This is a genomic window from Brochothrix campestris (assembly GCF_046058945.1).
In the GTDB taxonomy this organism is placed as follows: domain Bacteria; phylum Bacillota; class Bacilli; order Lactobacillales; family Listeriaceae; genus Brochothrix; species Brochothrix campestris.
This window is the reverse complement of record NZ_CP175511.1, coordinates 829,518-849,242: the sequence shown is the minus strand read 5'-3', so window position 1 is coordinate 849,242 and position 19,725 is coordinate 829,518. Positions and strand designations below refer to the sequence as shown.

The 19,725-nt window shown below is 42.4% G+C and carries 20 protein-coding genes and 1 riboswitch; of the genes, 6 read left to right on the top strand and 14 right to left on the bottom strand.

Translation table 11 applies throughout. From position 1 onward, the window contains the following. Positions 1-4: 4 nt before the first annotated feature. A complete protein-coding gene (gene gcvT / locus ACJYYY_RS04280) occupies positions 5-1,096 on the bottom strand; it encodes a glycine cleavage system aminomethyltransferase GcvT (protein WP_408869151.1) in 1,092 nt (363 codons plus the stop codon). Positions 1,097-1,209: 113 nt separating this feature from the next. Next, positions 1,210-1,300: riboswitch (glycine riboswitch) on the bottom strand. Positions 1,301-1,473: 173 nt separating this feature from the next. On the opposite strand from gcvT, the gene ACJYYY_RS04275 reads away from it, so the two are divergent. Together ACJYYY_RS04275 and comGB are read left to right on the top strand one after the other, a co-directional pair. Beyond that, the gene (locus ACJYYY_RS04275) at positions 1,474-2,550 is read left to right on the top strand and encodes an ATPase, T2SS/T4P/T4SS family (RefSeq protein WP_084038562.1); all 1,077 of its coding nucleotides are present in this window, start codon (positions 1,474-1,476) and stop codon (positions 2,548-2,550) included. Continuing rightward, complete coding sequence (gene comGB, locus ACJYYY_RS04270; protein WP_408869150.1) at positions 2,525-3,544, top strand: competence type IV pilus assembly protein ComGB; 1,020 nt, start codon at positions 2,525-2,527, stop codon at positions 3,542-3,544. The genes ACJYYY_RS04275 and comGB overlap by 26 nt, the downstream gene beginning before the upstream one ends. A gap of 514 nt (positions 3,545-4,058) precedes the next feature. On the opposite strand, the gene ACJYYY_RS04265 is transcribed toward comGB, so the two are convergent. The 10 genes from ACJYYY_RS04265 to ACJYYY_RS04220 all read right to left on the bottom strand — a co-directional run bounded on the left by ACJYYY_RS04265 (position 4,059) and on the right by ACJYYY_RS04220 (position 10,869). After that, positions 4,059-4,277 (bottom strand): hypothetical protein, encoded by a 219-nt coding sequence (locus ACJYYY_RS04265; RefSeq protein WP_035314171.1) that lies wholly within the window; start codon positions 4,275-4,277, stop codon positions 4,059-4,061. Beyond that, positions 4,240-4,701, bottom strand: coding sequence for a competence type IV pilus minor pilin ComGF (locus ACJYYY_RS04260; protein WP_035314173.1), 462 nt, complete (start codon positions 4,699-4,701; stop codon positions 4,240-4,242). The genes ACJYYY_RS04265 and ACJYYY_RS04260 overlap by 38 nt, the downstream gene beginning before the upstream one ends. Next, positions 4,637-4,861: a hypothetical protein gene (locus ACJYYY_RS04255; RefSeq protein WP_408869149.1), complete on the bottom strand. Its 225-nt coding sequence runs from the start codon at positions 4,859-4,861 to the stop codon at positions 4,637-4,639. Before ACJYYY_RS04255 ends, ACJYYY_RS04260 begins: the two co-directional genes overlap by 65 nt. A gap of 69 nt (positions 4,862-4,930) precedes the next feature. After that, positions 4,931-5,368: a hypothetical protein gene (locus ACJYYY_RS04250; RefSeq protein WP_035314174.1), complete on the bottom strand. Its 438-nt coding sequence runs from the start codon at positions 5,366-5,368 to the stop codon at positions 4,931-4,933. Next, on the bottom strand, positions 5,346-5,645 hold the full coding sequence (comGC, locus tag ACJYYY_RS04245) for a competence type IV pilus major pilin ComGC (protein WP_035314176.1): 300 nt from the start codon (positions 5,643-5,645) through the stop codon (positions 5,346-5,348). The genes ACJYYY_RS04250 and comGC overlap by 23 nt, the downstream gene beginning before the upstream one ends. A gap of 168 nt (positions 5,646-5,813) precedes the next feature. Continuing rightward, complete coding sequence (locus tag ACJYYY_RS04240; RefSeq protein WP_198015712.1) at positions 5,814-7,046, bottom strand: U32 family peptidase; 1,233 nt, start codon at positions 7,044-7,046, stop codon at positions 5,814-5,816. A gap of 12 nt (positions 7,047-7,058) precedes the next feature. Beyond that, positions 7,059-7,979: a peptidase U32 family protein gene (locus tag ACJYYY_RS04235; RefSeq protein ID WP_035314179.1), complete on the bottom strand. Its 921-nt coding sequence runs from the start codon at positions 7,977-7,979 to the stop codon at positions 7,059-7,061. Between the two features lie 170 nt (positions 7,980-8,149). Beyond that, complete coding sequence (locus ACJYYY_RS04230) at positions 8,150-9,115, bottom strand: ROK family glucokinase (RefSeq protein ID WP_035314181.1); 966 nt, start codon at positions 9,113-9,115, stop codon at positions 8,150-8,152. Further along, positions 9,100-9,327, bottom strand: coding sequence for a YqgQ family protein (locus ACJYYY_RS04225; protein ID WP_332248510.1), 228 nt, complete (start codon positions 9,325-9,327; stop codon positions 9,100-9,102). Before ACJYYY_RS04225 ends, ACJYYY_RS04230 begins: the two co-directional genes overlap by 16 nt. Positions 9,328-9,339: 12 nt before the next feature. Continuing rightward, positions 9,340-10,869: a rhomboid family intramembrane serine protease gene (locus tag ACJYYY_RS04220; protein ID WP_408869148.1), complete on the bottom strand. Its 1,530-nt coding sequence runs from the start codon at positions 10,867-10,869 to the stop codon at positions 9,340-9,342. A gap of 269 nt (positions 10,870-11,138) precedes the next feature. On the opposite strand from ACJYYY_RS04220, the gene ACJYYY_RS04215 reads away from it, so the two are divergent. The 4 genes from ACJYYY_RS04215 to ACJYYY_RS04200 all read left to right on the top strand — a co-directional run bounded on the left by ACJYYY_RS04215 (position 11,139) and on the right by ACJYYY_RS04200 (position 15,774). Further along, the gene (locus ACJYYY_RS04215) at positions 11,139-12,353 is read left to right on the top strand and encodes an argininosuccinate synthase (RefSeq protein ID WP_035314187.1); all 1,215 of its coding nucleotides are present in this window, start codon (positions 11,139-11,141) and stop codon (positions 12,351-12,353) included. After that, complete coding sequence (gene argH, locus ACJYYY_RS04210; protein ID WP_051456900.1) at positions 12,346-13,719, top strand: argininosuccinate lyase; 1,374 nt, start codon at positions 12,346-12,348, stop codon at positions 13,717-13,719. Before ACJYYY_RS04215 ends, argH begins: the two co-directional genes overlap by 8 nt. A gap of 872 nt (positions 13,720-14,591) precedes the next feature. Further along, positions 14,592-15,251 (top strand): transposase family protein, encoded by a 660-nt coding sequence (locus ACJYYY_RS04205; protein ID WP_408869147.1) that lies wholly within the window; start codon positions 14,592-14,594, stop codon positions 15,249-15,251. Further along, positions 15,157-15,774 carry a transposase gene (locus ACJYYY_RS04200; RefSeq protein ID WP_408869146.1) on the top strand — a complete coding sequence of 206 codons (618 nt, stop codon included), beginning with the start codon at positions 15,157-15,159 and terminating at the stop codon, positions 15,772-15,774. Before ACJYYY_RS04205 ends, ACJYYY_RS04200 begins: the two co-directional genes overlap by 95 nt. A 555-nt stretch (positions 15,775-16,329) precedes the next feature. On the opposite strand, the gene ACJYYY_RS04195 is transcribed toward ACJYYY_RS04200, so the two are convergent. The 3 genes from ACJYYY_RS04195 to ACJYYY_RS04185 all read right to left on the bottom strand — a co-directional run bounded on the left by ACJYYY_RS04195 (position 16,330) and on the right by ACJYYY_RS04185 (position 19,725). Continuing rightward, positions 16,330-17,712, bottom strand: coding sequence for an L-cystine transporter (locus ACJYYY_RS04195; RefSeq protein ID WP_035313264.1), 1,383 nt, complete (start codon positions 17,710-17,712; stop codon positions 16,330-16,332). A 147-nt stretch (positions 17,713-17,859) separates the two neighbouring features. Continuing rightward, the gene (locus ACJYYY_RS04190) at positions 17,860-18,777 is read right to left on the bottom strand and encodes a D-ribose ABC transporter substrate-binding protein (RefSeq protein WP_035313265.1); all 918 of its coding nucleotides are present in this window, start codon (positions 18,775-18,777) and stop codon (positions 17,860-17,862) included. Positions 18,778-18,789: 12 nt separating this feature from the next. Then, positions 18,790-19,725, bottom strand: a complete 936-nt coding sequence (locus ACJYYY_RS04185) for an ABC transporter permease subunit (protein WP_035313266.1) — start codon at positions 19,723-19,725, stop codon at positions 18,790-18,792.

Below are 19,725 nucleotides of genomic sequence, written 5' to 3'. Positions count from 1 at the left end.
CCTCCTATCGGCTACGTTTATAAAATGTTTTCGGTACTTTTTTCGCTTGTAACACGCGTTTACGCACTTGAATATCGAAGGTCGTTTCATCAATGACCTCATGATTAACTAAGGCAAGGGCGATACTTGTTCCTAAGGTTGGGGACTGTGTTCCAGTAGTAACGACCCCCACTTCAACCCCATCTTTCAACACAGGATAACCATGGCGTGCCACGCCTTTATCAATCAGTTCTAAACCGATGATACGACGCATTGTACCTGACGCTTTTTGAGCAATTAAGGCCGCTTGACCGATAAAGGTCGCTGTTTTATCGAGCTTGACTGCAAAACCTAGACCGGCTTCAAGTGGCGAAATATCTGCTGTGATTTCTTGACCATATAAGGATAAAGCCGCTTCAAATCGCAGTGTATCACGCGCCCCTAAACCAATTGGCAAAACGGTATCTAATTCAGCAAATAATTGCCAAATTTCTAAAGCTGCCGCACTCGCCATGTAGATTTCAAAACCATCTTCACCGGTGTAACCCGTCCGTGACACCATCACTGGTTGACCCGCGATGATGACGTTCTCTTTAAAATAAAACGGTGGAATCGCTAACACGTCTGTCTCTGTTAGTTGCTGCACGATTGCTCTTGCAGCTGGTCCTTGGATAGCGATTTGACCATACGTCTCAGATACATTCGTAACGGTCACATCATAGGTTTCAAGCTGCGCTTGCATCCAGTCGTAATCCTTTTCGCAATTGGCTGCGTTCACGACTAATAAATACGAGGTTTCATGACGACGGTAGACAATTAAATCATCGACACAGCCACCGGTGGGATAACACATAATATTGTATTGTGCTTGTTGGTCTTTTATTTTACTAATATCATTCGTGAGTAAATGTTGCAAATAAGCAACTGCATCTGGCCCAACGACGGTAATTTCACCCATGTGTGACACATCAAATAACCCTGCTGCTTCGCGCACAGCCTGGTGTTCTTCTTTGATACTGCTAAATTGAACGGGTAACTCCCAACCTCCAAAATCAATTGTTTTGCCATTGAAAGCCGCATACCCTGGAAAAATCGGCGTACGTTTTAATTCGCTCATTGCCATTCTCCTCTCATAGATGTGTGATCCCTTTTTACAGCACGCATAAAAAAGGACGCATTTTTAGCTCATGCGTCTCTGTTATCTGATGATGAGCCAGAATTTCAGAGCTGTGTCCCATAGTAATCCGTTTACCTGAGAGTTTCGTGTCGCAACACTTGCCCCTTCGGTGATGCTTTTTGCATGCTCTCTCACTATGTTCAGCCACTAAACTATTCACTTTTTACCCTTTCATCATAACATATTCCGAATTGTCCGACAATACCTCTCTTTTTTATATTTACTTATTTTGTAACCGCTTACCTTGCGTTTTAAACAAACATTAATGGTATTTATAGAGATAATCATTCGTTTTTAGGTAAAAAAAGGGGGATTGTATCACATCACGAATAGGATATAAGGGACCCTTTTTAACTATTGACAAGCACACGTGGATTTTTTTTGAAGGAGTTGATGGTATCGACATTGCAAATCTTTGCCAGCGCTATATTACTTTAGCCTTACGACAACATTACAGCGACATTCACTTCACCCCCTTAGAAAACAGCTACCTCATCCAACTGCGATCTGGCTCCGATTTAAGAATACTGACCACTTTACCGTTAGATGTTGCCCAACGCTGCCTCACTTACCTAAAATACAACAGTGGGCTTGATATGGGTGAACAGCAACTACCGCAAAGCGGACGATTGCAATTAGCTGGCATCGACGCGGCTAGCCTACGCCTTTCACTCATTCCTAATTTTCGCTCCCAGCCTTCAGCTGTCATTCGCTGCGTGCCTTTACACATAACGGCACCGTTAGCGTTATTCGATACACAACGAAAACAACTGTATCAGCTCATCACAAAGAAAACAGGCTTACTCTTATTTAGCGGACCAGTCGGCAGTGGCAAAACCGCAACGATTGCTCATTTACTCGAACATGTCACCGCTCATTACAATCGTAAAATCATTACGGTTGAAGATCCCGTTGAACGGCCCTCATCCGCTTTTTTACAATTTCAAATTAATGAGAACGCGCAGTTCACCTTCGACGTCGTTCTCCGAGCAATTTTACGACACGATCCTGATATCGTGATGATTGGCGAAATCCGTGATGCTCTTTCAGCCCAAATGGCGATTAGAATCGCGCTAACTGGTCATTTAGTCGTGGCGACCATCCATGCCACTGATGCTACCGGAGTCTTATTTCGCTTAAATAACTTTGGTGTCACTGCATTAGATATTGAACAAACTGTCGAGGCTGTCATTGCCCAACAATTCATTTCTTTGGCGCAAACGCTGACGCATCGTACCCTCTCACCACCACTTCAACGAGCCCTTATCTATGAAATCGTCACCGCTGAACGACTTGACTCTTTACTACACACCCACCAGTTACCAGCACATTTACGTTTTCCGTACTTGTTTAAGAAAGGAGTCCGCTATGGCTTTATCGACCCGCCTAACTAACCAAAAATTTCACGCCGCCTTATTACAGCAACTAAGTGATTTACTCAACAATGGTTTAAGCCTTGAAGATGGTTTACGCTTTTTACAGCAGGTTTATCCTCAGCGAACAGCGTTCTTCAAGGCGCTTCAACATGATTTAAACAGTGGACTTAGCTTCGATAGTTGTTTAAGGCGCCAGCAGTTTCCCCCCATTATTTGTGCACAGTTACATTTTTCCAAAACACATTGGCAATTCAAGCAAACCTTGCACGATTGTGCGACCGCGATGAACTATCAAATTAAACAAGTGGTATTGTTACGACGGTTGTTGTATTACCCGTTCGTTTTATTGACAGTGCTTGCCCTCGTCATCGGACTCTTACAGACCTTCATTGTGCCTCAAATCGAATTATTATTTGCCCACAACGAGGCTTCCCCCCCTTTTTTACTCCTACTGTTAAAAAAGGCCCATTATGGCCTAATTGGGACCGCCATCATTAGCATCGGACTCTTTATTCCGATTAAGCATTGGTTGGCACATCAATCAGCCTATCAGCAAGCGCTCTTTTGGAGCGAGTTTCGTCTATCTGCACACATCGCTAAATTGTATTACACGCAGCTATTCGCACGTGAATTCAGTCTATTGTTAAAAAGCGGTCTCTCCTTGCAACAAATTTTACAATTAAGCCAATCGAATCATACCGGCCTCTTTAAAGATGTGGCGGTGCAGTTAAACAATGAACTCCAAAGCGGCCTTAGCTTTAGTGAAGCCTTGCAGAAACACCCTTTTTTTTTACCGCTGTTCGTTACCATCGTCCAGCACGGTGAACGCAGTGGCAAACTACCACAAGAATTATTAGCCTGCCATCATTATTGTAATGCACAACTAAAAAGCGGATTAAAACGGCTACTCAATTTGATTCAGCCCTTATTGTTACTGTTTATCGGCACCTTTATCATTATGATTTACCTCAGCATTATGTTGCCTTTATTTGAATCAATTGATTATATTTAATTTTGTAACGGATACGAACGAAAAAACATCGACAGTAAGAAGTCGATGTTTTTCATATTATTGGTCTAGCTCATCCACCTAATAGCTTCTAAATTTCAAGTCCGCTACTTGCGACGGGACATAGTCGCGCGTTCGCGACCTTTCCAATTTATTCGCGATTCAACAAGGTGGATTCGCTTTTATTGGTCCAGCTCATCCACCTAATAGCTTCTAAATTTCAAGTCCGCTACTTGCGACGGGACATAGTCGCGCGTTCGCGACCTTTCCAATTTATTCGCGATTCAACAAGGTGGATTCGCTTTTATTGGTCCAGCTCATCCACCTAACAGCTTCTAAATTTCAAGTCCGCTACTTGCGACGGGACATAGTCGCGCGTTCGCGACCTTTCCAATTTATTCGCGATTCAACAAGGTGGATTCGCTTTTATTGGTCCAGCTCATCCACCTAATAGCTTCTAAATTTCAAGTCCGCTACTTGCGACGGGACATAGTCGCGCGTTCGCGACCTTTCCAATTTATTCGCGATTCAACAAGGTGGATTCGCTTTTATTAGTCAAATTCACTCGGATTTCTCGTTCATAATAGTGCTTGAGTGATTGATCAATTTGTCGTTCAAGTTGTGCCACCGAGGCAATGCCACCTGCGACTGAGGCAGTCATCATTAAAATGCCGAGTGCATACACATAAGCAAAACCATTATGAGGGCGCTGGCGTTTCCAAATAATAATAACCACGTCCCTTCAATTCAATATGCCATGCTGTTGTCTGACTCCTTGCTTCAAAAGAGCTGTTGGCGGTGTCAACTTCATACAACAACGTGATATTACCGCCTTTGGCAGTCGTCATCATTAACTTGTCATTTTTCAGTTGAAAATGAAGTGCTTCACCGTCGTTTAAATACCACCCTAATTTCGTTGGCGTTGTGTTGATTGTCCGCAAATCAGCGCCTAAGCGCTGCAGTTGAATGAGCATAAAATGCCAATCCGTTTCTGTTTGTCGCACTAGCCAACGTTCTTGCACTTGCATAACGCTTTGTGTAATACCGACAATTAATTGCATCACCAACGGCAATATCAACAAGGAAACCAGTACCTCAATCAGCGTAAAGCCGTTCGCGCGTAATCTTTTTTTCGGTGGCCCACCATCGCCACTTTTCATCTTCAACCACCACCTGCCACTCCTCTGCTTTTTTTATCAGTTGCCACCGATACAGCTGTCCATCAAACCACATGTCTCCTTTGGTGGGAGTCCCAAATTGGCTGACATGGTATATAACAGCGTAGGCCTGTTTATCTTTATCACCTTCACGCTTCGTCACTTCAATCTGATAAAAAAAACGACAATACTCGTCAAACAAACTATTAAAATAATCAAGGTGAGCATTTGTTCAATCAAGATAAAACCGTTCTGTTTTTTCAAGTCGCATCCGCCCCCATTTAATGTGCATCACCACTTTGAATTGATGATGAGCTGTTTCAAATATTAACGTATCAAACCGATTCACCTCTCCTGCGCTATTATAACGGTATCTCGGCGCTGCCTTTACGATTGTCATCTCTTGATAATCTTCACTGATTGTTCCAAATAATTGCTGCTGCTTAAGCAGATCATAACGCACCTCCTGTGTTTGTTTTGTTTCCAATGCTCGCATTTGTGCAAGTTGATGATGCATGACTGTTCGTTTCAGACTAAAAAAACTGTTCAGTTGCGTATGAAGCTGTGATACGCCTTTAAACGAGATTCCCGCTAACAACATCACAATCACTAAGACAAGCAGTAGTTCTCCGATTGTAAAGGCCCGTTTATTTAATCGTAACGGTGCCATCTTTTGCAATCACAATTTTGCGTTTATCTGCGCATTGATCTTGACCTTTCTTTAAATAGCCCCGGTTGACCAGTTGCGTCACTGTCGGCACCTTTCCTGTATCCATTTGATAAGCCATCACCTGATTTTCAACCATATTGCGCTGTGCCTCACAGCCTTTAGCCTGTGCTGTTTGTGTATGCTGCATCACATTCGGCAAAATAAGTAGTAATAAAGCTGAAATGATGACTAACACAATCAGCATTTCCACCAGTGTAAAACCATTTCGTTTTCGCATGCTTTCGCCTCCTTCATGTTATACCTATTCGCAGACGCTAAACAATCTCCTTTCAAACGGCCAGTTAGACGTTTCAGCTCATTTAGCCACCTCATAATACCCTTATTTACGCCAATAAAAAAAGTGTCAAATGCAGCATTCGCATTCGACACGTTTCTCAGTTCACATTTATTTTTTCTTGCGAATCATATCACCGGGTTTAACCGCTTGTTTAACAGGTAGATAGACGGTCATCATCGCTTTTGGAGCACGTTCAATCGCAATGCCGTCTTCATCTTCCATTGCGGTAATTGTTTGCTCAAAGTGAGTGAATCCCGGCCCGTAAAATTCGACCTCATCCCCAACACTAAAAGCATTCCGCTGTTGAACCGTCGCCATTTGTGTGCTGTTGTCGTAGGCAAGTACTTGCCCAACAAAAGCATAAACAGGCAGTTTGCGGCGCGCACCAAACAACTGTTCATTTTCACTAGGTCGGCCGTAATAAAAACCACTCGACAGTTCACGTTGCGATACCTTCCATAACTCATCAATCCATTCTTGCTTACAAACGTAATTGTCCGGATCAGCCATGTAACTATCGACAGCCGCCTTATACACATTAGAGACGGTCGAAACATAATGAATCGACTTCATCCGCCCTTCGATTTTAAAACTGTTCACGCCATTTTGAATCAAATCGGGAATATGTTCAATCATGGTCATATCTACCGAACTCATCGAAAACGGTTCAACAGTTTCACCTGTCGCTAACGATTGATGCGTCGCCGGTGTTGGTGCTTCGAATAAATCATATTTCCAACGGCATGATTGTGAGCAACCACCACGGTTCGCATCTCGTTTAGACATGTGATTAGACAAGACACAACGGCCTGAATATGAAATACACATCGCCCCATGAATGAACGCTTCAATTTCAACGCTCGTTTTTTCACGCATGGCCGCAACTTCGGCCATCGACACTTCTCGCGCAAGCACAACCCGTTCTAATCCCTCAGCTTGCCAATAATTCAAGGTCTCATAATTTGTTGCAGAAGCCTGTGTTGATAAATGGACAGGCAATCCCGGGGCATCGGTAATACAAATTTCGATTAACGCCGGATCTGATACAATGACCGCCGAGATGCCGATATCGCGCAGGTTTCTAAAAAAGGCGCCTGCGCCTTTCGCGTTACCTTCATGTGTCACCATATTGGCCGCAACATATACTTTTGCCTGATGCGCCTTAGCAAAGGCGACCCCTTCGCGCATTTCATCGTAAGTGAAATTTCCCGCTCGTGATCGCAATCCGAATGCTTCGCCTCCAATATAGACGGCATCTGCCCCATAATGAATCGCTGTTTTTAATTTTTCTAACGTCCCCGCAGGTGCTAACACCTCAGGACGAATTAATGTTTTTGTCATCATAACACTCCTTTACTTAACTGCTTCGGGATCCATTAAAAAGAATCCCGTATCCATACTACGTGTTTTAGGATGTAAGTGCGTCAGTTTTTCTGATAGCCCTAGTAACATCGTCTCTTTAAACGCAGCCGTTTCATACAAACGTTTCACCGTGACAAACAACGCGACAATTTCAACAAAACGCCCTTCCTCCACAAACAGACCATCTAGTTTCCAGTCATGCATACCAATCGCTAGCAACTTATCAAGCTGTCCGAGTAAATTGACATCATGATTGGCAAAAATATGTGTACCATTGACATCTTCATAGATTGAATAATGGGTTTCGTCTTTGCGTGGTTCAGAAATAAAGAGACCACGTTCCTTTGTAATAAGGTCATCTTTTTTAATAAAATTCAAATAATTTTGTACTAATGGACGTCGTGATTGATGAATGCAGGATGCCCCATACACTAAAAAGGTCGCAGGCACAGTGAGTTGTGGCGCCAGCATCGTTAGTTCTTCATAAGGTACTTCATGCGCTAACATCCCCCCGCTTGCGCCTCGTTTCGCCCAAAAATTGATTTGTCGGGCGCTTACAACCATCGTTTGTGCATCATAAATAAACGGCAAACGGTACTCTGGCTGTTTCATGATTTGAAACACACCTGGATCACCAGCCATCACTTCATCGGCACCCGCCGCTTTTAAAAACGTGAGATAGTCCGGTAATTGCTCAATTTGTTCATTATGCATTAATGCATTGACCATGACGCAAGCTTTCGCCCCATAAGAATGAGCAAGCGCGATTAGTTCACGTTGTTCGGCACGGCTAAAGGAATGAGCCAAGCGCAAACCAAAGGTATCTTCACCGAACAATAATTTTGTAACACCAACCTCAAGCAACGCCTTTGCTTGAGCGACTGATTTTATCGTCGTACTGATTTCAATCATGCTAAAAAAACCTCCTCGTTATCCTAATACTGTTTTAGTCTAACAAAGCAGTTGCTGATGAAACAGAAAAAAAGTATCCGCTCAGCGAATACTTTTTTGTTTGTGGCTATTTTTTTACAATATCTTTAAGTTATTCAATAATTCGTCACTTTTACGTCTCAAAATGACTACTAATTTTGTTCCGCTAACACTAGTGAGGCAGCCCCAATAACACCAGCGTCATTCCCGAGTGTTGCCACTGCAATTTTAGTGCTTTGTTTCACAGTGCTAAAAACATTCTTTTCAAACTCATCACGCACAGGTTCAATCAACACATCGCCCGCAGCGGATACACCACCACCAATAACAATCCGCGACGGATTCAATAAGTTACCAATGTGACTTAAGGCAAAGCCGAGCGATTGTGCCACATAGGCAACAACTTCTTGGGCAAACGGATCATATGCCTTGGCCGCATCAAATACAGCTTTGGCACTGACTGAATTGTTTAATAATAAGTCATCACGCAATGTCGAATTGGCTTTTGAAGATGGGGCTTGTTGGCGCGCCACATTAAGAACACCGGTCGCTGAGGCAATCGTTTCTAAACAGCCTTTTTTTCCACAGGTACAAGCAATACCATCTCGTTCAACCGTCACATGACCAATTTCACCACCTGCACCGGCGATACCGCGAACAATTTTACCATTCGTAATAACACCACCACCGACACCTGTTCCTAACGTCACAAATACAACCTCGGATTCACCATCACCCGCACCTTGCCACCCTTCACCTAAGGCTGCCACGTTGGCATCGTTATCAAGATAGACAGGTAAACCGGTCAACTCTGTTAGCGTCGCACTCACTGGCTGAACAGTTGTCCAGTTTAAGTTGAAGGCATTGACTACCGTACCGTTCGTATAGTTAATCGAACCAGGTGTTCCCATTCCGATACCAACGATATTGTCTTTCTCTATAGCTAGTTCCAACAGTTTGTTGTTTAACGACTTGGCAATGTCCGGTACAATGTGCGAACCAGCATCTGCAATATTTGTTTTAATCGTCCATTTTTGTTCAATTTCACCAGTCAAGCTCACAATGGCAAATTTAACAGACGTGCCACCCACATCAATCCCTACTAATTTTTTAACCATACGCCAATCCCTCCATTTTCTTCTTCACGGATCGCACCAAGCAAGACGAGTCGTGCCGCCGCATAATCATTTGTCTCAATTAATTGATGATCAAAAAGTTCTTTTATTTCCGTCGCCATCATTTCTAGGCTGGCTTTGCGGTTACCGACATAAATGAAGGCACCAAATTTTTTTAACAATTGTTGCACATCAAAGACAGTTTTAATTGTCATCGTACACCTCTTTTAGTTCGATTCGTTTAACTTTTCATACAGCGCCTTATAGCTCGCATCACTGCTCTGGGCACTCGCCTGCTTAGCGGCCGCGATTGCTTTCAACCGGTTCCCATCCGCTTGATGCACTAATGCTAGGTTATAGAACGCTTCAGGGAAATTAGGTTCTTGCGCAATCGCTCGTTCTAATGCTGTGATTGCGGCCGCATGATTCCCCTTTTGAAATTCAATTGTACCAAGTAAAAAATCGCTTACATAATCATTATAGTTATTTTTTTCGATAACGCCAACCACTTTTTTTGCTTTGCCCATTTTGTGTTGTTCAATATAACTCATCGCAACAGCGTTTCCAGTGGCTGGATCGCTGGTTGCATTCACATTACGGTAGCCGATGACCACAAAATAACTGAAAATAACAACAGTTAAGGCAACATACACCCACCGTTTCCAATCGACGTACTGCCCCTTAATTGCGACGCAGTAAGCCATAAACAATCCACCAATTAAGCCACCGATGTGAGCATATTGATCAACATTCGACACAACAAAACCGTAGGCGAGGTTAATTCCGAGTAAGAACAAGACGTTTACCCCTAATGTTTTCCAATAAATTTGCGGTTTTTTGATGATGAGATAGAGCAATGCACCAAACAAGCCGAAAATTGCGCCACTCGCTCCGGCAGATAAACTGTCGGAATAAACAAAGCTCGCGATGACACCTGCAATCCCGGCAACAAAGTAGATGGTTAAAAAGCGCCAGCCGCCAAAAATACGTTCAACCAAAGTTCCAATAATAAAGAGTGACACCATGTTCATTAAGAGGTGGGTAAATCCGATATGAAGGAACATCGGCGTAATAAGACGCCACCACTCACCAGCCACAATCAACTCATTAATCTTTGCCCCGAACAAGGTGAGTACATACGTATCGGTACTTCCTCCCATCACCGTCATCGCTAGAAAAACGAGCACATTAATGGCAATCAGTAAATAGGTCCATAAAAATTGGTCTTTCCAGGTTTTCTTAGCCGGAAGTTGCACATTCGCACTCAAATGCGAAACCATCTTCACTTTTAACTCCTCGACTGCTGCATTCGTTTGTTCCGCTAGTGGCAACATCTTCTCAGTGTTCCAGTTAAAGTCCGCCGCCAACAAGCTCATATCAGCCGCTTGTTCTGTTGGTGTGAGTACATAACTGTTAATGGTAATGGTTTTATCCTCGCTCATTTTTGTTTCGTTATACATTCCACTTGTTTCGAGTGTTTTTTCGCATAAATAAATATTTGCTAATGTCAGTTTCGGACGGTTTAATTCTTTGCGAAATTGACTCATCACATGAACGACTTGATTAAAATCACGTTCAACAAGCACACGCCAAGTGACATCACGCTGCGATAAACGTATAATTGGCAAGTCTCTATTCGTTGTATTTTCAATCCAGACTTCTAATTCTTCTTCATTTAAATGGATGATACGGTACTTCTCATCGATAACAAAATGAGAAACAGTGTACCAAAATAAATAATCTAATGGTTTTTTCACTTCTTTGTACACTCGCTTTCTAATCACTATGTATTGTCACTCGTAATCATACCAAATATCACGCAAATATACCAAAGCATACTCCTCAAACACGGTTGATTATTTCAGATTAACAATTAAATGTACCATCTACAATTAATAATTATGCAGATAACAAAGTTTTTTTACATAAGTATGCAAAAACAACTTGCGTATTATCCGATATAGTTGTATGATTAGTGCATAAATATAATATATTTAAGCATATATATACAAAGGGGATTAAGCAGATGAAAGAAAAAGTCGTATTAGCCTATTCAGGTGGATTGGATACATCAGTTGCAATTAAATGGTTACAGGATAAAGGGTATGACGTCATTGCCGTTTGTTTAAACGTCGGCGAAGGAAAGAATTTAGACTTCGTCAAAGCGAAGGCTTTAACCGTTGGTGCTGTCAAATCAATCGTCTTAGATGTTGTTGATGAATTTATTGAGGACTATGCCTTGATTGCGCTCCAAGCTCATACGCTATACGAAGGGGCATACCCGCTTATTTCAGCCTTAAGCCGTCCTTTAATTGCCAAAAAACTTGTTGAAATCGTTGAACAAGAAGGGGCAGTTGCCGTCGCGCATGGCTGTACTGGTAAAGGAAACGACCAGGTTCGTTTTGAAGTGTCCTTCCAAGCACTCGCTCCTAACATTAAAGTGCTAGCGCCTGTACGTGATTGGAAGTGGTCGCGTGAAGAAGAAATTGCCTATGCCCAAGCGAATGCTATTCCGATTCCAATCAACTTAGACAACCCTTACTCAGTCGATCAAAATTTATGGGGCCGTGCCATTGAATGTGGTGTGCTCGAGGATCCGTGGGCAACCCCGCCAGCTGGTGCTTACGAGCTAACAGTTGCCAATTTAGAAGATGCACCTGAACAACCTGAACTGATTGAACTATCGTTTGAAGAAGGTGTGCCTACTAGCCTCAATGGTGTGCCTCTATCACCGGCGGCAATTGTAGCCGATTTGAATAAAATCGCTGGTAAACACGGCATTGGTCAAATCGATCATATCGAAAACCGTGTCGTTGGTATTAAGTCACGTGAAGTGTATGAAGCACCTGGCGCAATGACGTTAATTGCCGCTCATAAGGCGTTAGAATCAATTACACTGATTCAAGAAACTGCTCATTTCAAACCAACTGTTGAGTTGAAATTAACACAAATGATTTACGACGGACTTTGGTTTAACCCATTGACAAAAGCGTTGATTGCCTTCATTAAAGAAACTCAAACAAACGTTACTGGTACGGTGCGTCTCAAACTGTATAAAGGACAAGCAATTGTAGTAGGACGTAAATCACCGACTTCTCTCTATAACGAAAACCTCGCAACTTACACATCTGAAGACACGTTCGATCAAGAGGCAGCCGTTGGTTTCATTAAGCTGTGGGGACTTTCGACCAAAGTCAACGCCGAAGTACAATTACATGCTAAAGCAGGCGTGCATGAGTAGTAAATTATGGGGCGGTCGCTTTGCCGCGACGAATGAGGAATGGGTCGATTCCTTTGGTGCCTCAATCAGTTTTGATCAACAACTCGTAGCCGAAGATATTCAAGGCAGCCTCGCACACGTGAGCATGCTTGGTGCCACTGGTATCTTGCCGCCTGACGATGTTGCCTTAATTAAAAGTGGACTAACGACCTTAGCACAACGGGCACGGGCTGGCGAACTCACTTATCGCGAGGCGAATGAGGACATTCACCTCAACATCGAACAATTATTACATGATGAAATCGGCCCTGTTGCCGGGAAACTACACACCGGCCGTAGTCGAAACGATCAAGTTGCCACCGATTTGCACCTTTACTTAAAGAAAGAAGTCATTCATGCCACCGACTTACTCACTAAGTTGCAAGCAGTCATCGTTCAGTTGGCGACCGACCATGTCTACACCGTGATGCCTGGTTACACCCATTTACAGCGGGCACAACCGATTTCGTTTGCTCATCACCTCCTCGCTTACTTCTGGATGCTCGAACGTGATAAAGAACGTTTTCGTGACAGTCTCAAACGGGTCGATCTCTCACCTTTAGGTGCCAGTGCCTTAGCGGGCACAACCTTTCCGATTGATCGTCATTTGAGTGCGGACTTGCTCGGTTTTTCAAAGCCTTACGCTAACAGTTTAGACGCAGTCAGTGACCGTGATTTCGCAGTTGAATATTTAAGTAACGCTTCACTCGTGATGATGCATTTATCTCGCCTCTGTGAAGAACTTATTGTATGGAGTACTGATGAGTTTAACTTTATCGAGCTTTCTGATACATTCGCCACCGGATCAAGCATCATGCCGCAGAAGAAAAACCCTGATATGGCTGAACTCATTCGTGGTAAAACCGGCCGTGTGTATGGTGATTTAGTCGGATTACTGACTGTCTTAAAAGGAATTCCACTCGCCTATAATAAAGACATGCAAGAAGATAAGGAGGGCGTCTTTGATACCGCTCATACGTTAGCCGGCTCACTCACGATTATGGCAGGCATGCTCGAATCGATGACCGTTAACGTCGACCATCTGGCAGAAACAACTACGAAAGACTTCTCCAATGCGACCGAGTTAGCCGATTACCTCGCAGCTAAACAAGTGCCCTTTCGGCAAGCACATGAAATTGTCGGCAAACTCGTACTGCAATGTATTCAAGCGCAGCATTATTTAGCCGATTTAACGCTCGCACAATTACAGGCGGCACATCCACTGTTTGAGGCAGATATTTATACCGTGTTACAACCTCAAACAGCCGTTGCGCGTCGTAACAGTTTCGGTGGCACCGGTTTTGAACAAGTGCTGCAACAACTGGAACAAGCCAAAGATGCTTTATAGGATAAAACGGCCCCTCAATAATTTTCATTGAGAGGCTTGATTCTGAAGATAAACACCGTTCTAGGTCGTTATTCCCTCTAGTATTTAAAGCCTAAACTTGGGTGATTTCAAAAATAACGCAACGACGGAAAATAGTCCAAACGTTATTTTCTCCAATCACTGCAGTTTTTAACGGGCTTTAAAGTACTTTTATCTCTCTAGTATTTAAAGCCTAAACTTGGGTGATTTCAAAAATAACGCAACGACGGAAAATAGTCCAAACGTTATTTTCTCCAATCACTGCAGTTTTTAACGGGCTTTAAAGTACTTTTATCCCTCTAGTATTTAAAGCCTAAACTTGGGTGATTTCAAAAATAACGCAACGACGGAAAATAGTCCAAACGTTATTTTCTCCAATCACTGCAGTTTTTAACGGGCTTTAAAGTACTTTTATCTCTCTAGTATTTAAAGCCTAAACTTGGGTGATTTCAAAAATAACGCAACGACGGAAAATAGTCCAAACGTTATTTTCTCCAATCACTGCAGTTTTTAACGGGCTTTAAAGTACTTTTATCCCTCTAGTATTTAAAGCCTAAACTTGGGTGATTTCACTTGTATTTCTCCACCTTCTTTTTTACACAGTATTTTAAAAAACAAAGTCCTTTGCTGCGGACATCCTTTACGACTACATTACGCTCACTGGATGATAACCGCTAAAGAACCACACGCTTTTCACGCCAAACTAACGATTAGTTCCTATAAAAAAACGGTTCTATAATTTATGGTGTTGGTGAATTTTCACTGATGCCTATTTTTTCGCAAAAAAATAGCAACATTTTCAAAATCCCTATAATATTAAGTCACCACAACAAATTTATAAGGGGGATTCGACAATGTCAGCTATCACTTTTAATAATATCGCGAATTCCTCTGGAATTACAGATGAAACTATTTCTTTTCCAAAAACATGGTGTTTAACTCAGTTAATTAAAGGTGTTTTAAGCACTTGTTATTTGGGTACACGCTCTTACACACCCTCACGGTGTGCGAATTGCGGCTTTAATAATAAAACAGTTAAACTCATTAAACACGGAACTAAACTATCACGTATCACACTCCCTAAAACAAATAACCTTCCAACCTATCTCTTTTTAAAGAAGCAACGCTTCTTATGTAAAGGATGTAAAACAACCTTTATCGCTTCAACTTCGATGGTAAAACGAAATTGTTTTATCACCAAATGCATCATTCAAACACTAGCTGCCGAAGGGCAGTTTATTACTTCTGAAAAAGATATCGCTTTTAGACAGAGTGTTTCAACAACTACTGTTAATCGTGCTTTACACCAATGGTCTCCTCAATTCAAACCGAACTATCAAAGGCTTCCTCTACATCTTTCAATGGATGAATTCAAATCGGTAAAGAGTGCTGATAGTCAGATGCGTTTTATTTTCACTGATGCGAAAAAATATGAAATCATTGATATCCTCCCATCTAGAAGATTGCATTATCGATCGTTTTCATTTGTCCCAATTAGTAACACGTTCCCTTAATCAAACACGCATTAAACTCATGAACCGTTATGATATTTCAAACTCAGAAGATAAAAAGATTTATCGTAAACTCAAAGCGTATTGGAAATTACTTCTCAAAAACAAAACAGACTTAAGCGATTTTGATTATCGCTATCATCGTTTATTTAACGGACAAAAAAGTTCGAGAGGAATCATCGATTACTTTATGACACTGGATGTTGAATTCAAAGAAACGTACGAACTAGCACAGCAATTACTGATTGCGCTACAACACAAAAATCCCCCTGCTTACCAATCACTGATTCAGACTAAAAAACCTTTCGTTTCTTCACAACTGAAACGCAGTTTAAAAACATTAAACAAGCATTTACTTGCAATCGAAAATAGCTTTAAATACAAGGATTCCAACGGGCATTTAGGAGGGATCAATAACAAAATAAAAGTGATTAAACGGATTTCGTTTGGTTACCGTAACTTTTCAAATTTCAGAAACAGGATTCTACTCGGATTCAATCATAAACGCATCGCTCCCAACTCGTAATTAATTGACTCTTTTACTGTCTTTTAATACGCGAGAGCCTCAATAATAAACGTGCAGTGTCATGACGTTTGTGAAGGCGACTCTAGCGGGAAAAGTGGCAGCTGAATACCCCACAGCGGAGCGCGGAGGATGAAGCGTCACCCGCAGAAAGCGTCCTTCACATTAGGAATGACTACAAAAAAAGCAGCTACCAAAAAAGGTAGCTGCAAAAATGACTTGTTTTACTAACTTTTGAATAACAACACTATTTGACATAGAGCCAAAAAAACCTGAGTCTCTCATGTTTGAGAGACTCAGGTTCAGATTATAGACAAAGTCTAAACAGACTTCATTTTCTTTGTAATGCTATTACAGTGACTTTGGCTACAAAATGACTTGACTGAAAAGAAACGGTGTTATATCCTCTCGTTCTAGTAGGCACGACGAGCGAGTGACGGTGCGCGTACCGATAGTACGTAATCCCGAGCGAGCAAGTCGTAACGACCTAGTACAGCGTTTATCTTCAGTCTCAACCTGAGTCTCTCATGTTTAAGAGACTCAGACTGTCAGGCTATCTTATGAGGCGCTAACTGTCGCTGTTGGTTTATCTGCAGCTTCTTTATCAAAGCTACCATCAACCTTACTTGTGACAACACCAGCCACCATTGAATCGCTGACGTTTAAGGCAGTACGTCCCATGTCGATTAATGGTTCGACTGAGATTAACACACCGGCAAGACCAACAGGTAAGTTTAACGCAGATAAGACGATGATTGCCGCAAATGTTGCACCACCACCAACACCTGCCACACCAAATGAACTAATTGCCACAACGGCAATTACCGTTGCGATGAAGCTAAATGAAGTGACATCTGTTCCAGTTGAGACCGCAATCATAATCGCTAACATCGCTGGATAAATACCAGCACAACCGTTTTGCCCAATCGATAGACCGAACGACGCGGCGAAGTTCGCAATCCCACTCGGAACACCCATCCGTTCTTGAGCTTGAATGTTCAACGGTAAGGCACCCGCACTCGTACGTGAGGTAAAGGCAAACGTTAACACTGGCATCGCTTGTTTAAGGTAGGCTTTAGGACTCATACCCGCAAAGGCTAAAATGACCAAGTGGATGATGAACATCACAATAATCGCTGCATACGAAGCAATAACGAACGTCCCCAGTTTTCCAATCGCTGCTAAATCACTTGTTGCTGTTGTATTAGCAATAATGGCAAACACCCCATAAGGCGTTAATTGAATAATCATTCGAACGATGCGGACGATGATGGCATAAAAGGCATCAATTAAGTTCGCAAAAAAAGCAGCTTCTTTCACCTGTTTGTTTTTGACGCTTGTGTAAGCAATCCCTACAAACAAAGCAAAAACAACAACCCCTAGTGTCGACGTGGCACGAGCACCAGTAAAGTCTAAGAACACATTACTTGGAATAAACTCAACAATTTTTTGTGGTAATGTCAAATCAATTGTGGCTGCCTTGTCTTGAATTTCTTGCGCACGGGCAATCTCTGATGCCCCTTGGGTAATGCTGTTAGCATCGAGATTGAACAGTAAAGCAGCGCCAATCCCAACTGCCGCGGCAATCGCTGCTGAAACGACAAGCACCACAATGATGGTTGAGCCGATTTTAGCAACATTCGCTTTCAATTGTAAACGCGTGAACGCTGCTACAATCGATACAAAAATAAGAGGTATTGCTACCATTTGTAAAAATTTAATGTAACTGTTCCCGATAAGACCTAACCAGTCGGTTGTCATCGTTGTAATTTCGTCGGCCGATCCATAAATAAATTGCATTGCTAAACCGGCAACGACCCCAACTGCTAAGGCTGTTAAGACACGCTTAGAAAAAGACACTTTACGTTTTTGCATCACGATAAACAGACTAATAATAATGGCTGCAATAACTAAGTTAATAATGGTTAATGTAATAGTCATGATTCACACTCCTTGTTTTTATCCCGAGTAAATTGATGAGGATTCGAAATTCATCTTACCGTTTTATGCTATCCTTGTCAACAGGAAAAATCAAAAAAACTCACTTTCAACAATCAAAAGTGAGTTTTAGTAAGGGTGTAGCCTTTCTTATTTTTTAGAAGTAACTAACTTCAAATCAACTGAAATTGTTTTTGCTAATGTTTTACCGTCCGCGATTGCTGTGACAGCTTCCACTGCTTTTTGCCCAATCAATTCTGGTTGTTGAGCAATCGTCGCGGCCATTTTACCTTCTTTAACCGCCTTGAGTCCATCGTCATTGCCATCAAAACCGACGATTAAAATATCTTTGCCGGCTGCTTTCGCTGCTTCAACAGCACCAAGCGCCATTTCATCATTTTGGGCAAAGATGGCAGTAATGCTTGCATTCGCTTGCAACACATTTTCGGCGACATTTAAGCCCTTTGTGCGATCAAAATCGGCTGATTGTTTTTCGACTACGGCCAGCTTCGTGTCGGCAACACTATGAAAGCCTTCGCCTCGTTCGCGGGTTGCAGAAGCACCTGGTGTGCCTTCAAGTTCTGCCACCTTGGCTTGTTGGCCGAGTTGGGCAATGATAAAGTCTGCCGCCATTTTACCACCTTCGCGGTTATCTGAAGCGACGAGTGTTTCAACCTTACCTTTATCAGCTGAACGGTCAATCGCTATCACAGGGATATCAGCATCATTGGCCGTTTTAACAGCGGCTGATATTGCGGCTGAGTCAACTGGATTAACTAAGAGCATATCGACATCTTGTTGAATTAAATCATCGACGTCATTGCTTTGTTTCGACGAATCATTTTGCGCATCTGCAATCTTAACAGTGATTCCAGCCGCTTTTGCTGCTGTTTCGATGCCCTCTTTAACGGAAACAAAGAATGGATTATTTAAGGTTGAAATCGAGACCCCGATGGTAATGTTTTTGGCATCCATCTGCCGTTCTTTTTTAGCCCAACCAGGTGCTTCTAAGGAACAGCCGCTGAGAATGACTAACGTTGCAATGAGCAAGATACTGATTTTTTTCATTACTATTCACCCCTATGCTTTACTTTTTTTTCGATCAATTAAGACGGCAATTACGATAACGACACCTTTAACGACCATCTGATAAAAACTAGACACGCCGAGTAGATTAAGCCCGTTATTTAATGTCCCAATTATAAGCACACCGATTAAGGTGCCGATAATCCGACCTTTACCACCGGCTAAGCTCGTACCTCCTAACACAACAGCTGCAATCGCATCAAGTTCATACGATTGTCCCGCTGTTGGTTGTGCTGAATCAAGGCGTGATGCTAAAATCGCCCCCGCCAATGCGGCTAACAAACCTGTTAACGCATAAATCATAATTTTCACTTTGCTCGTGTTAATGCCAGAAATAATTGCCGCTTTTTCATTGCCACCTAAGGCATACGTTTGGCGGCCGAACGCGGTTTTATTCAAAATAAACCAAAGGATAATGAAGGTAACAATCATCGTAATGGCAGGTACGGGGATACCGAATAAGTAGCCACGACCAAACGCTTGAAAGAGGAAGTTGTCACTTAGACCAGTAATCGGATTTCCATCTGTGTAGACGAGGGTCAACCCCCTAAAAATAGTCATCGTTGCTAAGGTTGCAATAAACGGTGCCATTTTCCCAACTGTAATCAATAAGCCGTTAACAGCACCGAGTACAGCACCGATAACACAGGCTAACACAATCGCGATAATTGGATCGACACCACTCACAATAATACCAGCCATAAAGGCGCTAGAAAGTGCCAAAATCGAACCGACCGATAGATCAATACCACCGGTTAAAATAACAAAGGTCATCCCGAAGGCAATCAATGCATTAATCGACACTTGACGTAATAAGTTCAGTAAGTTCAATGGTTCTAAGAAGGCTGGATTCATAATGGCAACAATCGCCACGAGTAAAATCAAGCCGATAAATGGTACTAGTTTTTCTCCAAAACGTTTGATGCTCAT